The organism is Priestia sp. YIM B13490, from assembly GCF_042787735.1.
Taxonomy (GTDB): domain Bacteria; phylum Bacillota; class Bacilli; order Bacillales; family Bacillaceae_H; genus Priestia; species Priestia megaterium.
The window spans coordinates 77,336-92,283 of the sequence record NZ_JBHZOT010000002.1; the positions used below are offsets into that span (position 1 = coordinate 77,336).

17 protein-coding genes are annotated in these 14,948 nt (G+C 37.7%); 2 read left to right on the plus strand and 15 right to left on the minus strand.

Translation table 11 applies throughout. The annotated features are described in order from the left end of the window. Positions 1–100: 100 nt before the first annotated feature. Complete coding sequence (gene bcbE / locus ACFX4R_RS05800) at positions 101–1,342, minus strand: bacillibactin exporter BcbE (protein ID WP_013082387.1); 1,242 nt, start codon at positions 1,340–1,342, stop codon at positions 101–103. 302 nt (positions 1,343–1,644) lie between these two features. Further along, the gene (locus tag ACFX4R_RS05805; protein WP_013082386.1) at positions 1,645–1,932 is read right to left on the minus strand and encodes a hypothetical protein; all 288 of its coding nucleotides are present in this window, start codon (positions 1,930–1,932) and stop codon (positions 1,645–1,647) included. Positions 1,933–2,209: 277 nt separating this feature from the next. On the opposite strand from ACFX4R_RS05805, the gene cspD reads away from it, so the two are divergent. Then, on the plus strand, positions 2,210–2,413 hold the full coding sequence (gene cspD / locus ACFX4R_RS05810; RefSeq protein WP_013056175.1) for a cold-shock protein CspD: 204 nt from the start codon (positions 2,210–2,212) through the stop codon (positions 2,411–2,413). A gap of 59 nt (positions 2,414–2,472) precedes the next feature. Here cspD and ACFX4R_RS05815 read toward each other — a convergent pair whose 3' ends face one another. Genes ACFX4R_RS05815 through ACFX4R_RS05825 form a run of 3 tightly spaced genes read right to left on the minus strand, consistent with a single transcriptional unit; the run spans position 2,473 to position 3,667 of the window. After that, on the minus strand, positions 2,473–2,745 hold the full coding sequence (locus tag ACFX4R_RS05815) for a DUF2564 family protein (protein WP_013056174.1): 273 nt from the start codon (positions 2,743–2,745) through the stop codon (positions 2,473–2,475). Between the two features lie 56 nt (positions 2,746–2,801). Then, entirely contained in the window at positions 2,802–2,984 is a 183-nt protein-coding gene (locus ACFX4R_RS05820; RefSeq protein WP_013056173.1) for a zinc-finger domain-containing protein, read from the minus strand. 29 nt (positions 2,985–3,013) lie between these two features. After that, entirely contained in the window at positions 3,014–3,667 is a 654-nt protein-coding gene (locus ACFX4R_RS05825) for a ribonuclease H family protein (protein ID WP_016763503.1), read from the minus strand. 219 nt (positions 3,668–3,886) lie between these two features. Here ACFX4R_RS05825 and ACFX4R_RS05830 point away from each other — a divergent pair, with 219 nt between their 5' ends. Continuing rightward, a complete protein-coding gene (locus ACFX4R_RS05830; RefSeq protein WP_016763502.1) occupies positions 3,887–4,285 on the plus strand; it encodes a reverse transcriptase-like protein in 399 nt (132 codons plus the stop codon). Between the two features lie 6 nt (positions 4,286–4,291). On the opposite strand, the gene ACFX4R_RS05835 is transcribed toward ACFX4R_RS05830, so the two are convergent. The 10 genes from ACFX4R_RS05835 to ACFX4R_RS05880 form a co-directional block, all read right to left on the minus strand. Then, the gene (locus tag ACFX4R_RS05835) at positions 4,292–4,567 is read right to left on the minus strand and encodes a DUF6123 family protein (RefSeq protein WP_013082383.1); all 276 of its coding nucleotides are present in this window, start codon (positions 4,565–4,567) and stop codon (positions 4,292–4,294) included. 61 nt (positions 4,568–4,628) lie between these two features. Then, on the minus strand, positions 4,629–5,090 hold the full coding sequence (locus ACFX4R_RS05840; protein WP_013056169.1) for a divergent PAP2 family protein: 462 nt from the start codon (positions 5,088–5,090) through the stop codon (positions 4,629–4,631). 130 nt (positions 5,091–5,220) lie between these two features. Next, positions 5,221–5,535, minus strand: coding sequence for a hypothetical protein (locus ACFX4R_RS05845; protein ID WP_013056168.1), 315 nt, complete (start codon positions 5,533–5,535; stop codon positions 5,221–5,223). 105 nt (positions 5,536–5,640) lie between these two features. After that, positions 5,641–5,898: a DUF2533 family protein gene (locus tag ACFX4R_RS05850; protein ID WP_013082381.1), complete on the minus strand. Its 258-nt coding sequence runs from the start codon at positions 5,896–5,898 to the stop codon at positions 5,641–5,643. Further along, positions 5,895–6,668 (minus strand): nucleotidyltransferase domain-containing protein, encoded by a 774-nt coding sequence (locus ACFX4R_RS05855; RefSeq protein ID WP_016763500.1) that lies wholly within the window; start codon positions 6,666–6,668, stop codon positions 5,895–5,897. Before ACFX4R_RS05855 ends, ACFX4R_RS05850 begins: the two co-directional genes overlap by 4 nt. Positions 6,669–6,673: 5 nt before the next feature. Continuing rightward, the gene (locus ACFX4R_RS05860) at positions 6,674–10,291 is read right to left on the minus strand and encodes a dynamin family protein (protein ID WP_377569121.1); all 3,618 of its coding nucleotides are present in this window, start codon (positions 10,289–10,291) and stop codon (positions 6,674–6,676) included. 374 nt (positions 10,292–10,665) lie between these two features. Continuing rightward, positions 10,666–11,223, minus strand: coding sequence for an isoprenylcysteine carboxyl methyltransferase family protein (locus ACFX4R_RS05865; protein WP_013082378.1), 558 nt, complete (start codon positions 11,221–11,223; stop codon positions 10,666–10,668). A 5-nt stretch (positions 11,224–11,228) separates the two neighbouring features. Continuing rightward, the gene (locus ACFX4R_RS05870; RefSeq protein WP_043979421.1) at positions 11,229–12,314 is read right to left on the minus strand and encodes a type III polyketide synthase; all 1,086 of its coding nucleotides are present in this window, start codon (positions 12,312–12,314) and stop codon (positions 11,229–11,231) included. 225 nt (positions 12,315–12,539) lie between these two features. Beyond that, complete coding sequence (locus ACFX4R_RS05875; protein WP_043979423.1) at positions 12,540–13,082, minus strand: GNAT family N-acetyltransferase; 543 nt, start codon at positions 13,080–13,082, stop codon at positions 12,540–12,542. 398 nt (positions 13,083–13,480) lie between these two features. After that, positions 13,481–14,905, minus strand: a complete 1,425-nt coding sequence (locus tag ACFX4R_RS05880) for an NAD-dependent succinate-semialdehyde dehydrogenase (RefSeq protein ID WP_043979424.1) — start codon at positions 14,903–14,905, stop codon at positions 13,481–13,483. Between the last annotated feature and the right edge of the window lie 43 nt (positions 14,906–14,948).

The following is a 14,948-nucleotide window of genomic DNA, read 5'->3' on the forward strand; positions in this document are numbered from 1 at the left end:
AATTTCAAGGATTTTTTCTAGACACAATATAAATTTAAGTATATTGACGGGTCTTTAAATAGCAAAGAGCTGTCTTTTATCATAAGACAGCTCTATAAAATCACACTTCAGCTTTCTTCAGTTTTACGCCGCCTTCAGGCTTTGGTTTAATTGCTTTTAAAACTAAAATGGCACCTACCGCACTAACCCCTAGAGACGTTTGGAACACAGCCATGTCCGACCACTTCATAAGCAATGTATAAAGGGGAGGCCCAGCTGCTACTCCTACAAAGCGCATCGAACTGTAAAGAGACGTAATGGTTCCTCTCTCTTCCTTTTCAATTCCTTCTGTAATAAGCGCATCAAGACTGGGAAGAGCTGCTCCAATTCCAATTCCACCAAGCACTAAAGTGAGTAAAATACTAAAAAGAGACGTATTAAAAAATAAAATGATGAAAGAACATGTTAACAATAAGAAGCCAAAAAAAGCAGACCACTTCATAACGATTTTATTGTTTCCAACTTTTTTCCCCGCCACAAAAGAAGAAATAGATAAAGCGAGCAAAGGAATAGCCATCACTAAACCTTTTTTCGTATTCACAATATGATAACGCTCCTCTAGTATGGTCGATAGGTAAAATAAAACACCGAATAATACAAGCATAATAATGGCGCCTAAAATAAAAATAGCCATAAGCCATCCAATATTTTCTTTGAGCGTTTTCTTCAAATCCTTCAAAAACTGCTTAATACTTTTCTTTTTTTGTTCAGATTCAGAAGAACTATCATTTTTCGGAACTTTTACTAAAAAGATAACCAAAAGAATCGAAATAAGGCAAAGAATAGGAATGAACCAAAAAGGAAGAAACCAAATCATAGCCGCTAAAAAAGCTCCCAGTATTGGGCTTAGTACTTTCCCAAACGTATTAGCTGTTTCAATTAAACCTAGTCCTTTTGTAATTTCTTGCTCGTCTTTGAACATATCTCCTACACAAGGCATCACAACAGGCATAGCTCCTGCTGAACCTATTCCTTGAATCGCGCGGCCAATTAAAATAACCCAGAAAGGATTGGCCATTTGCCATGAAGCCCAGCCTGTTAAAGCCCCTCCTACTGCAGCAAGCAGCAAACTTGGAATAATAATTTTCTTGCGGCCAAATCGATCTGATAAATAACCAGCAATCGGGATTAAAAAAATAGCGAAAATTGAATAGACCGTGATAATCATGGATACCTGCAGCGAGCTTATCTGTAGACGTTTTTCAATCACCGGCAATACCGGAATTAACATTGAATTTCCGAGGGTCATGATAAGTGGCACAGAAGCAAGAGCAAGTAAATCCAATTTTTTTCTACTTTCCATAGCGTCCTCCAAACCTTACTTCTAATTAACGTCACAATCACACGTTTTTCAATTTAAGCTTTATAAAAACTCTCGTGTTCATTGATTTTAAAGCTTAACTATCTCATTACATAAGATGATGTGTATCTATATTTTTTAGCTAAAAAGGTGATTGCTATTCATGGTTTCACTGTTCTTCTTTAATTTATTAAACTTTGTTATTTATCCCTGTTAATACTTGTAAAATCGCATATTTTTAATCCTATATATGAAGAAGCGTACGAGTATCTCCGTACGCTTCTTCATATATAGGTGTCATCTTGTTACACTACTTCACCTCGATGCCCCTCTCCATCATACATAAACTGTTTATCAATGATATGTTCGATATATATGGTTGTCAAATCACTTTTTTTCACTTGAGCTACAATTAATCCTAACGGATCGCCAATGGTGAAGCTTGTTCCATTTTGAAACATTAGCAGCTGCTCATTTAAATGCAACACGCGCTTATAAATTTGCTCTTTCTCTAGGTTGCTGCGGCTCTTTGCTGCTTCGAGCGTTGAAAATAACAAAATGATTTCTTTTCCATTTACTTGTGTACGATACATACACGATCCACTCCTTATCACCGCTTTAAAATTATGCTGACTATACTTTTATTATAAACTAAATTTTCAGTTATTTTTCATCTCATAAGAAATTTTTTTAGTTATATTTGTACTACGCCTAAGTTAAATAAAAATTTAATTTTCAGAAAAGTTAAATTTTAATATTGAAATTTTATTTCTTCTTATTATATAATATAAACAATCATTTACCTCTATTGGAAATGATAATTCGAGTTTCAGCAGCATGAGGCTGCACAGTACTAGGGGGATTCAAGTTATGCAAAATGGTAAAGTAAAATGGTTCAACAATGAAAAAGGCTATGGCTTTATTGAAGTTGAAGGCGGCAGCGACGTATTTGTACATTTTTCTGCCATCCAAAGCGAAGGTTATAAATCCTTGGAAGAAGGACAAGAGGTATCTTTTGAAATTGTAGAAGGCAATAGAGGCCCGCAAGCCGCTAATGTCACTAAGCTATCATAAATAGATCTTTTTATTTTATAGTAAAAGAGACTCTTTTCCGAGTCTCTTTTTTGTTATACCTAGCGTTTGGCCTCAGTAAGCTGCTGTTCACATGTTTGAATAGACTGCATGCACTGCTGAAGAAATTGCTCGTCTACTCCTGTGCCATGAGCTTTGGCAGATTGAAGCTGTGCTTTTGCATCATTAAGCGCATTCGTTGCCTCTTCAAGCTGCTGAGGACTCATACTCATCGTAGCTGTCCCGATCATCTTTTGAGCAGATTGAATAGAAACTTCTACTTGCTTTAAATCATTATATCCTGTTGTTACTTCTTCATTTGAAAACTTATCCATTGAAAGAACACCTCCATATGGATAGAATGAAGCTGCTGCCGGCAAATTATACACGCTTACTTTTTAGTCAGCAAATCTCCATACTGCTTAATTTTTTCTCCTACGGTACACTCTTTAATACAAAACGTCTGAGCGTATGTTTTGCCCTTTTCTTTATTAAACGTTTTTTTTACAAAACAATCACTACAGTAGTAATCCAATAACTCCGTTACTTCTTCTAATAATTGTTTACGTTCCACTCTCGTTCATCTCCATTTCGTTCTGTGTGTTACACTTGCTTCCTGCTAGCAATTGGTATCCCTTGAAGAGCTTGAGTAGCAAGCTGATCAGCCTCTTCATTTTCCTTCCTTGAAATAGGCTCATATACCGGCCGGATACCAAGCTCCTGCATTTTATCTTCTATTCGATCTAAGTACCGATTAAACTCTTCTTCGAAACAGGGCCACTCCCCAGCCAGCTGATTTAATACAACCTGAGAGTCACCTCTAAACGTTACCGGTATATGATGAACACCAAGTTCCTCAAGCTCTTGTATTAAATAATAAAAAGCAGCATACTCTGCCTCATTATTTGATTCAATCTCTTGCAGCCTTGAGTTGCGTCGTATTCGGTAAGAGTTGTTGTTCTGTTTAAAATAAATCACAACCCCAAGCCCCGCTAAGAGCGTATCATGCTCATAGCCTCCGTCAAAATATGCCACAATATCGTGAGGCTCTGTCTGTACTTCCTGTAAGAGCTTTTTCGCTTCTTTTACAGTCCATTTTTGCTGCTGCTCATCAAGTAGAAAAATTTCCTTCGTTCGACCTGTTTTTTCTAAATCACCCACAATCATTAGCGCCTCATTCGCATCTGTGAAATCGGATGTGAAAATTAACTGTTTATGTTTCGAGGATTTATAATGCCATTCAATTTGGAAATTCATAACGAGCATTCCTTTCATCAGCAATTTTGAATTCAACACTTTTTCTGCTTTTTTGTATTTTATCTTCTATTATGTCTTTTCATGACAGTTTTCTTACCTAATAAGCGGATTTTAGCGTTTATACGTGCTAATATAAAATAGCTGAAGTACTTATGATACAATACTATTGATGAAAAAACATGGTTTAAGCTTATATTGTTTTAACAAGGAGGCTGTATGATGATTGAAGTTTATATAGACGGAGCCACTGCTGGTAACCCTGGTCCTTCTGGAGCTGGTATTTTAATTAAAGGAAATGGTGAACATCATCGTTACGCTATTGCTCTTGGGACAATGACGAATCATGAAGCAGAGTACCATGCACTTCTTCATGCATTAAAAATTTGTCTAGAAAAAAAGTATACGAGCGTATCTTTTCGAACGGACTCTCAGCTAGTAGACCGCGCAATGAACCAAGAATACGTTAAAAATAAAGCGTTTGCTCCTTTACTGGAAGAAGCCCTCAAATTGTCCAGTCAATTTGAGTTATTTTTTATAAAGTGGATCCCTAGCTCTCAAAACGCAGGTGCTGATCAGCTGGCCAGACAAGCCATTAATCAAAAAGAAGCAGGAATGTAATCCTGCTTAAATCATACCTGATGACTTTAAATATTGAATGGCTTGTTTTTGATTGCTAATACGATTTGATGTCAAATTCTCGAGGAGCGATACAAAAAAACTGCCGTCAAATTCTTTTTGTACTTTTAGTGTCCATTCAATTGTAAATATGACCATCTCGTCAGCTGCACGCGTATACTGCTGACCAAATGAAATAAATCCACGTGCATCTTCTGCTAAATGAAAGCCTTTTTCTTCAAGATAAAGAAGATACTCTTCAACGGTTTGAGCTGTTTTTGTCACTTTTTCGTCCCATCCTTTTGCAAAGGTTCTTCTTTATCTTAGCTTACTTTTGGCTATTTGACTATGATTTCCCTTCTAAAAAATAGCCAATCGCTCCAAGTGCTACTCCTAAAATGGCTCCGCCAATCACTTCTTCGGGCTGATGCCCAAGCATTTCTTTCAAGCGCTGTTCCGTCAAATCGTGAAAGCCTCCGTCTGGAAGACCCGCAAGCTTTTCAATTTCTTCATCTAACGTATTCACTTTAATAGTAATTTCGCCAGTCTGCCTTCGAATTCCTTGTGCATCGTACATCACAATAATTCCAAAAACAGATGCTAACGCAAAATCAATCGTAGAAACACCTCTTTTTAACGCTACATAGGTCGCTAAAGAAGATACGCCGGCTGAATGAGAGCTTGGCATTCCACCCGACGCAGCAATCATCCGCATATCCCATTTTCCTGTTTGATACTTTTTAATGGGGATTTTTAAGGCTTGGGCTAAACCGATTGATGAAAGAGCAATGACAATTCCTTTATTCATATTGCTTCACCTCATCTATAGTTTGCGATGGATTGACATCTCGTACCCAAGCAAATATTGCCCAACAAAAAACGCCGGGCTAATCTGCTGACAGAGCAGACTAATCCCGGCGCTTTTGGAAACAGTTCTGTTATTTTTTACGCTTTTTTTGTGCAGCATTATTCATTTTGGCAGATTCAACTTCAGCATAAGAGCCGAATTCTTGGCCATATTGATTATTTGCACTTTTATTAGCTTCTAACTTCTTGTTAACAGAATTGTTTTGGTTTTGTTGCACGTTGAACTCAGAAGCAAACTCCCCAGCATAAGTGTCATTTGCACTTTTTGCACGCTTTGCTTTTTGAGCCTGATTTGCTTTAAACTCAGAAGAGAACTCTTGGTTATAATTATGCTTTGCATTGTTATTCGCTTGCGCATTTTTATTACCTAATTTTTGACGACCCATCGCTATCTCCTCCTATTTGTACCTCGTTGGTACACTATTAGTATGGATCAAGCGGCACGTCATATCCTATTCAAATTAAGGTAAAAACACCAGAGCTTAGCACGTTTATATTCTTGCTACATACTCTTTAACCATTTCTTCTGTCACTACTTTACGGCCTGGAATGATGGTATATTTTTGAGACAGCTCATTAATTTCTGCTGTTACAGCATTAATACCGTCTACAGAAAAGGGTTTCCCTTCTTTGCAAAGAAGCACAGCTGCTTCAATAGCTTGCTCGCGTCGAGCTTCTAAGCTTGCAAAAGCACGTACTAATTCGTGTTGTTTTTTAGAATGGGCTGAAATTTCTTTATGTACACTCATGTTCGTTCCTCCATTATATTATGCTGAGTTAGTAAAAATAAGTTAATGTCCTCATAACTGATTTGCTTTTCCGGTAATTCTTTTAAGCTTTTTTCTATCGCTGCAGCTTCTTTCTTAATGCTGTCCAAAAAGTTTTTCATCTTTTCATTAAAAGCAACTTTCCCACTTATCTTGCACTGTACAAATTGCTCAATGATGGATTGCTGCCTATCGTCGAGATTTGCCTGCTTACATAAATCGGCAAATAAAATGACAGGGAAACTGCGCTGCTTTACTACTACTTTCAGTGATAAAAATGCACGAATCAGTTGAAGCATCACTTTTATATCCTCTATTGTAACAGAAGATGTCAGATTTCTTTTACTATTTATCGTTAAAATTTTAAAATAATGATACCCCAATGCTTTTAAGGAATATGATTGAGCCATCATTTGCCGCAGTGGCTCAGCAAACGATGGCTTCTGATAATAAACAAAAGGCGACCATAGCCACTCATAAAGCGAAGGGTTTGATTTTGTAAACAAATAAATGGTTTTGTACAAATCCCACCCTTGCATATCATAATTGCCTTCTGCTACATTAATGACCTCTTGAGGTCTATTGAGATGAAGATAGCGTGATGCTTTATACTTGTATATAAAGCGGACGTCAAAATCACTCGCTAACGTGTCGAGTCCGTAAGCACGGCTGCCTGATTCACATGCAAACAAAATTTCCACATTATATTCTTTTTCAATTTCCTGTAACCGTTTATTTATGTGTGTAGACATAAAAATTAATGACCCTTTCTTTCCTCCAATACATGTTCTAGCACCGTCATTGTACTTACCAATTCTTGAATTGGAAATTCTTCAGACACGGCCGCTTGCAGCTGTTTGTAATAATCATACCATTCTTCAGATACAGACTGTTTATGCGCTAGAACGTACTGATTCACTAAATGGGTATAGTGTGAATGAAGAGCGGCTTCTTCTTTCGCAATGTAGTGATTAACATCCGGCTTAATACGTTCTAGTAAAGCAGCGTGAAGCTTTACTTTCTCATTTTTTTCAAAAAAGCTTTTATTGTTTTTATACAGTGAAAGCTCTTTTTGGTACGATTCATTCTCATCAAATTGATGACTTGTCACAACTTCACTGCCATTTGGAGGCTCTAACGAGTTCAGCGTTGGAGTAAACGTCGGTTCATAGCGATGTAGCTTTGTAATGATCATTCGATGCCAGTCTTCGATTAATTTTACGATGTATTTTTCGATTCGCAAAGTGGTCGCACGCACTTCTTGCGTTGCATCGAAGGAAATAGACGTTAACAACTCCTGCAAACAAAGGCGCAGCTGCTTTTGCTTTTCACCTCGATCATCCCTTAAGTTCGCCGGACTGAAGGCTTCTTTAAAGAAGTCATCGTACCTCACAAACAGACGTTTTTTTACATAAAATAAGAGCTCTTCTAATTCTCGGTCAAACTGCTGTTGTTCATATTCAAAATGAATTTCATGCAGTTTTGCTGCTACCTGCTCATTTTTTATGTGAAGAGATTGAATATATCGCTTTTTATCCACTTCTGATTTTGTTTGCACCTGTTTCATTTCATTGGAAACTGCTAAAATTTGTTCGAAATCTGCATAGACACTTTGGATAGCAAGCTCTGGTAATTCATAATTTATGAAGCGGTAAAACGCATTTTTGAACGGCAGAAACATTTTATCCTCGTGGTTTTGCAAAGCCTGCAAGCTTGATACCGGGTATAAGCGCGGAAAACGTATACCATACTGTTCAAGCTGTTCTTTTACATAGGTCTGAACTAACTGCAGCTCTGTATCCGAGCTGGCTAGGTCCGCTGCATTTACTAAGAAAAACATTTTATCAAGCGCAAATACATCTTTTACACGGCCAAGCTGAATAAGAAATTCGCGGTCAGCTTTTGAAAACGCATGATTATAATATGTTACAAATAAAATGGCATCTGCATTTTTGATATACTCAAAAGCTACTCCAGTGTGTCTCGCATTGATTGAATCAGCTCCGGGTGTATCAACGAGCGTAATGCCTAAGCGAGTAAATTCACAGTCATAATACAGGTTAATAAATTGAACAAAACACGCTTTTTCTTCTTTGGCTACATAATCATGAAATCCTTCTGTATCCACCACTACTTCTGAACCGATATGCTGCTTGACTTCGCCGTAGCCTTTTTCTACTGCCTGTAAGAACGACAAATGCAGCTGCAGCTCTTCTGTTGCCTGCAGAGTTGGAATAATTGTTAACGCTTCGTCAATTGATTCTACTTCATGGTGAAACAGCTTAAGTGCACCATTTAAATCTTGGATCATCTGCTCGTTTGTTTTCATTTGCACAACAGCTGTTTTATGCGGCCGTTTTTCTGTTGGAGGCATAATTTTATTGATGGTTGCTGTTGTTGGGTTCGGAGATACTGGAAGTAATCTTTCTCCAATCAACGCATTAGCAAAAGATGACTTACCGGCACTGAATGCTCCGAATAAAGCTACAGTAAACGTTTGATTTGATAGCTTTTTACGCTTTTCTTGAAGCCTGGTAATAAAGCGGTCTAACTTTCCAAATGAACGGAGCTGTTCGAGAACAGCTGATACATCTTGAAGAACCTTTTCCGTTCCTGTTTCATGCACAGCTTCCTCAGGCTGTGAAACTAACTGCTGCTCACTCACAGCTTCTTGCTTTTCTTCAGCTTTCATGATGCCTGTTTCATATTCTTCTTGTAACATATATGACAACTCGTTTGTATCTTCTGCCGTTAGGTCGTCATCAGTTTGCTGTAAAGATTGAAGCAAAGCTTTTGTACGTACCAATTTTGATTTCATTTCCTGAAGAGATGTATATGCTTCTTCAAATACTTCACATTCCTGCAAGTGTTGATAAATTTTTTTACGCTTTACTTCATTTTGCTCGATTTTGCTCTGTTCAATTTGCGCATAAAGCTCGTATAATAATCGCGTCGCTTTTTTCTTAATATGATCGGCTACATCTTTTGCGTACGTTAAAACATAATCACCATTAATCGTAGCTCCTGCCTTTACGGTTTCAATTAAATCATGCGGCTCTAACGGAATTTCAAACTGCTGAACCTGGCGTATAAGATCCGGATCGGTAAGATTTTGATTTTTCACCAGCTCTTGCACATATTGCTGCAAGTGCCACTGCAGCTGAGAAGCTGCTCGTTCTTTCATATCATCAAAAAATAACATCAGCCGCTCTTTTTTTACTTGCTCGGTCTTTTTCTTAGCAAATAAAAGACCTACTTTAAAATCAGGCTTTGTCGTTTCTAAAAACAGCCTAGCTTTTTCTCTCATTTCATATGGTGTTAAATTGGCGTTGCTTAGTATCTTACCTGTTTCTTGTTGATACGTTTCTGCTAGCTGCTTTTCAGCACGCCTTATTTCCGCTTCTTTTTCGAGAAGCTGCTCTTTATGCTGCTTATTCATTTCATGATTCTCAAGCGTCAGCTTATGGCGCAGCTCGTCATGAATCGTTAACTTTTCTTCTTCTTGGTCTTCAATAAAGGCAAGGTGATCGTCAATTAACATTTGCATCGCATGTTGAATATGCTGATGTCGGTTTTCTTTTTCCGTCATCATAGCAAGTAATAGAGATTTTACGTACGAAAGGTCATTATGACGGTTGGTTGGCTCTTTTAACGACGTATAGAAGATTCCTTCTGGTCTCACATTCCACTTTAAAAATGACGTTTCTACAGATTCTTTAAATGCTTGGAATGTTAGCTGATCTTCTTGGTGTTTATCGATTTGATTTACAATTAAATAAAGCGTTTTATTAGCTTCTTGCAGCTGTTTTGCAAATTGAAGATTTAATTCTGCCTGCACATGATTATAATCCATTACGTAGAAAATAACGTCCGCTAAGTGAAGAGCTGACTCGGTCGATACACGATGTGCATCATCTGTTGAATCAATTCCTGGTGTGTCCATCACCACAACATTTTTAGGAATAGCATCTGTATCTATCGATAAATGAATGGACTCTACTTCATCTCCATCCACAGCAAACTGCTTAATTTGCTCATACTCATAAGGTGCTTCATAACGCACCGGCGGCTGTTTGCGATAATAAACGGTTGCATGCTCATCCCCTGCTTTTACTGATACTAAGTTTGCGCTTGTTGGAATAGGACTTGCAGGCAAAATTGCTTGCCCCATTAATTCGTTAATCATGCTCGATTTCCCAGCCGAAAAATGTCCGCAAAATGCTACAACAAATTCGCCGTTCACCCACTTTTTTAACAGCTGTATTGCTTTTACTGCCTGCTGTTCATCTCCAGCTGCTTGAAATTGCTTATGTAAATGAAAAAGAGATGCTTCCAATCGGAGATTTTCTTGATGTTTCACACTCACTTTACCCATTATTACTCTACCCCTTTTGCCTCATTCAAGACTGTATTTAAATGTGCTCTATCCATCTTCATTTCTGCTTATTCTTTCTCTATTTTACTTGATTCGCATGCGTTTTCCCATAAAAAACTGAATTTTTAGTTACAAAAACAATAAAAAAAGCTGTCAATAATTTGACAGCTTTTTTTATTCATCGCATGTATGTTACGCCTTTTGGGCTTTTTCAATATTTTTCATTACATACGTTGTGACGCCAACATATGTAGCAAGTGCTCCGATCACAAAAAGACTAACCATTACGTCCACCACCGTTTCTACTTGATGAAATTGATAATCTTTATCATTTGTTTCATCTTATCATGAAAGATAATCATTTTCAATTAGTTTTAAGATTTTTTTACAGGAAAGAAACGTCCCCTGTTTTGCATCACTTCGCCGTAATTTGTTTCATTCGTTAACGCTTGCTCTTCTAAGGGAATTCTGACGGCTAATATACACAAATTGAAAACAGAAAAAATAGCTAACGTCCAGTATGCCTGAAACATAAGCGGAACTAACACCAATTCTGCCGCTACTACTGTATAGTTAGGGTGCTTCATAAAACGATAAGGACCTCTTAGCACAACCTTCGCATTAGGCAAAACGATAATTTTTGTATTCCAATACTTTCCTAACGAAGAAATAGCCCATATTCTTGCAAGTTGCACAAGCACAAAAAAGCTAAACAACAAAAAAGAAAAGTGATACATTCCATCGTTTAACACATACACTTCCGTAAAAAGAGCAGCAAAAAAAGCGGCATGCATGCTTACCATCCATTTGTAGTGACTTTGACCAGCTTCGTATGCTCCCTGCTTCTTCATCCAAGCTTCATTTCTTTTGGCAATAACCAATTCACATAGACGCTGTAAGATAATAAATACAAAAAAGCTATAAAAAAACAATCGCTTTACCTCCACTCTAATAGAAGCATTTCAGAACTAAATCCAGGGCCAAGAGCTGTTAATAAACCATATTCTTTACTCGGAATTTCTTTCTTCATAAAGCGGTCTAATACATACAAAACGGTTGCCGAAGACATGTTTCCATGGTTTTTAAGTACATCTAGGGAATCAGCAATCATATTTTCGTTTAACGACAGCGTTGATACATATGCTTCAAGCACTTTTTTCCCTCCAGGATGAGCAACAAAATGCTTCAAATCGCGACTGGTCAAATGCTGAGTTTGTAAAAATGACTCAACTTCTCCGCCTAACCACGAATCGATAATCGTGGGAATGTCTTTTGAAAAGACAACAAATAGTCCATCATTTTTAATCTCCCACCCCATTACATCTTCTGAATTGGGCATGAGCGTCGATTGTGTATGTAAAATGTTAGGATAGCTTTTTGCAAGAGCAAAAGTGGTATCAGCTTCGTCACCTGCGACTAAAGCAGCCGCTACTCCATCTGCAAATAAAGACGTACCAATTAAGTTGCTTTTTGAACGATCATTTCGCTGAAAAGTTAAACTGCAAAGCTCAATGGATAAAACAAGGACTTTGGCACGCGGAAAGGCTTTGCAATACTCATAAGCTCTTGAAAGCCCAGACGCTCCTCCAGCACACCCTAATCCCCAAATAGGAATTCTTTTTGTATGGTCTGAGAACGCAAGCTTATTCATAATTCGCGCTTCAATGCTAGGCGTAGCTAAACCGCTTGTTGAAACATAAAAAACAGCCTCAATTTCTCCACACGGCAAAGGGGTACTTACATGGTTCTTATTTGTTAAGCAGTCTTCAATTGCTTTTGTACCTAATTCAACAGCAGATTCTATAAAAGCATCATTTTTTTCTTCGAATGTATGGTCTTCTTGAAACCAAGATAAGTCTTTGGCAAAATTACGTTTCTCAATTTGACCATTTTGAAAAACGGTTAGCAGACGATTAATATCTTTAAATGATTCGGAAAAAAGTTCTTTTGCAAATAGCAGCGTGTCTTGCTGAGTTAATTCGTAAGGGGGAACTCCAAATCCAACCGAGATAATCTTTGGCATACACTTCACCTCTTTGATTGCGTTACATTTAACATTTGTAATAGCTGGGGATTTATTCAATTCTTTTTTAGTGGAATGGAGGCGAAACATAAAAAAAACTTTCCTGTAACTCAGGAAAGTCTACGTTTTGAAGAAGTGTATGTTTGTTGTGCACTTTTATTATAGCGCAAATAATCTGAATGTACAGATACAATTTATGGATTGACGAAAATAAGTGCTTATTTTTTATGAAAAGAAAATGGACATATAGATTTCATCTACATATTCATTGTTGAAATAAGCTTGTTCTTTCATAACGCCTTCTTGTTCAAATCCTACCTTTTTATACAATTCGTATGCCACTTTATTCGAAGCAAACACAGTTAAAGAAAGTTTATGAAGATGATTTTCTTTGCACCAGTTTAGCGTATAATTCATAAACTGTTTTCCTATTCCCATTCCCTGTGCTTTTGAAATAAGCCATGTACGGAAGAGCCCCGTGTGGCGCTTCATTTTAATTTCGCCTCTAAGAACACGTGCAATTCCAAGCACTTTACCTTCGACTTCAGCTACAACGTACATGTGATTGTTCTTTTCTACTGATGCAATAAAATCTTGCTCTTCTTCGACTGTACGCGGCTCATCTTTTTGAATAAATTCCCCAGCCTCAATAATTTCTCTTACCGCTGTTGTAATATGCTCTGCATCGCTGGCCTGTGCAGGGCGAATAGTGACTTCACGTCCGTCTTTTGCTTTAAATTTCACTATGTTTTTCTCTGCTGTAATCATCTATATCAACTCCTATATTTTTCACCATTCAGTACTACTATTTTGGTTCTAGCTTGGGTGATTTATCAGTGGTAAAGTTCTGCTTTTTATTTCATCTAACAAGCAATCATGTGCATTTGTTGTATTACCCACGCTTTAAACAAAGCTAAACCATTTTTGAAATACTTATTCTTGCACAGACATTCTAGAAATGCAATTAATTGCGTTAAAGAACTATTATTCCAAATTTTCTTTACAAAAGTGCATAAAAAAGAGGGTGGGACACAACGAAACACATGAAAGCTACGTCCATCTCCACAACAAAAAAATACGAACTAACAACCAATAATTTTGATTATTAGTTGCTAGTTCGTATTTCACTTCGAATAAAATATTTTCGTCCCAGTCTCTACTTTTTATTAAAGTCCCATTGAGATATATTTTACTTCTAAATAATCTTCAATGCCGTAATGACTTCCTTCGCGTCCAAGACCACTTTCTTTAAAGCCGCCGAATGGAGCTTGAGCTGCAGATGGAGAGCCATCATTTACTCCTACAATGCCGTATTCTAGCTCTTCAGATACAAACGTTGCTTCTTTAATGTTTTCTGTAAATACGTAAGCGGCTAAACCATAAGGGCTATTGTTTGCTCGTTCTACGGCTTCTTCTACTGTTTTGAATGTTGCTACAGGTGCCAATGGTCCAAACGTTTCTTCAAACATGCAATTCATGTCATCAGTTACATTTGTAATAATTGTCGGCTCCATAAAGAAGCCTTTTTTAGTTGTTATAGCTTGTCCGCCAACCACAACTTTAGCTCCTTTACTTTTTGCATCCGCAATTTGTGCTTTTACTTTCTCAACCGCTTTGTCGTTAATTAACGGTCCAACTTGTGTACCTTCTTCTAATCCATTTCCTACTGTTAATTCCGCCGCTTTTGCTGCAAATTTTTCAACAAAAGCATCTGCAATGGATTCTTGTACATATACGCGGTTTGTGCAGATGCACGTTTGACCTGCGTTGACAAACTTAGAAGCAATTACGCCGTTTACAGCAGCGTCTAAATCTGCATTTTCTGTTACGATAAACGGTGCGTGACCGCCTAATTCCAGCGATAATTTTTTCACAGTATCCGCAGCACCGCGCATTAAATGTTTACCAACCGCTGTTGAACCAGTAAATGTTAATTTGCGAATGCGTCCGTCTTTTTGCCATGTGTCACCAATAGCTGCTGCATCTCCAGTAACAACATTGATCACACCTTTTGGAACTCCCGCTTCTTCTGCGAGCTCTACTAAACGATATGCTGTAAATGGTGTTTCTTCAGATGGTTTTAGAACAATTGTACATCCTGCTGCAAGAGCTGGGGCCACTTTACGCGTAATCATTGCTGCAGGGAAGTTCCATGGTGTAATAGCTGCTACAACGCCGACAGGCTGTTTTTTAACCGTAATACGTTTATGCGTATGATGAGCTGGAATCGTTTCACCGTATACACGCTTTCCTTCTTCAGCAAACCAAGCAATATAATCATTACCATACTGCACTTCACCTTTTGCTTCTGCAAATGGTTTGCCTTGTTCCGTTGTCATAATTTCTGCTAGTTCATCTTTATGATTTTCAATTAGTTGATGCCATCTCATTAAAATAGCACTGCGCTCTTGAGCGGTTCTTTTCGACCATGTTTTAAAAGCTGCAGCCGCTGCATCAGCGGCAAGTGCTGCTTCCTTTGCGCCTGCCTTTGGAATTTGTCCTATTACTTCTTTTGTTGCTGGATTAATCACATCAATTTTCTCTTCTGTTGTTGTCCATTCACCGTTAATATATAGTTTGTTTGGATACATCATTCATCCTCCTAGTTGTGTGAATTTCTTTGTGCTGTGTTAA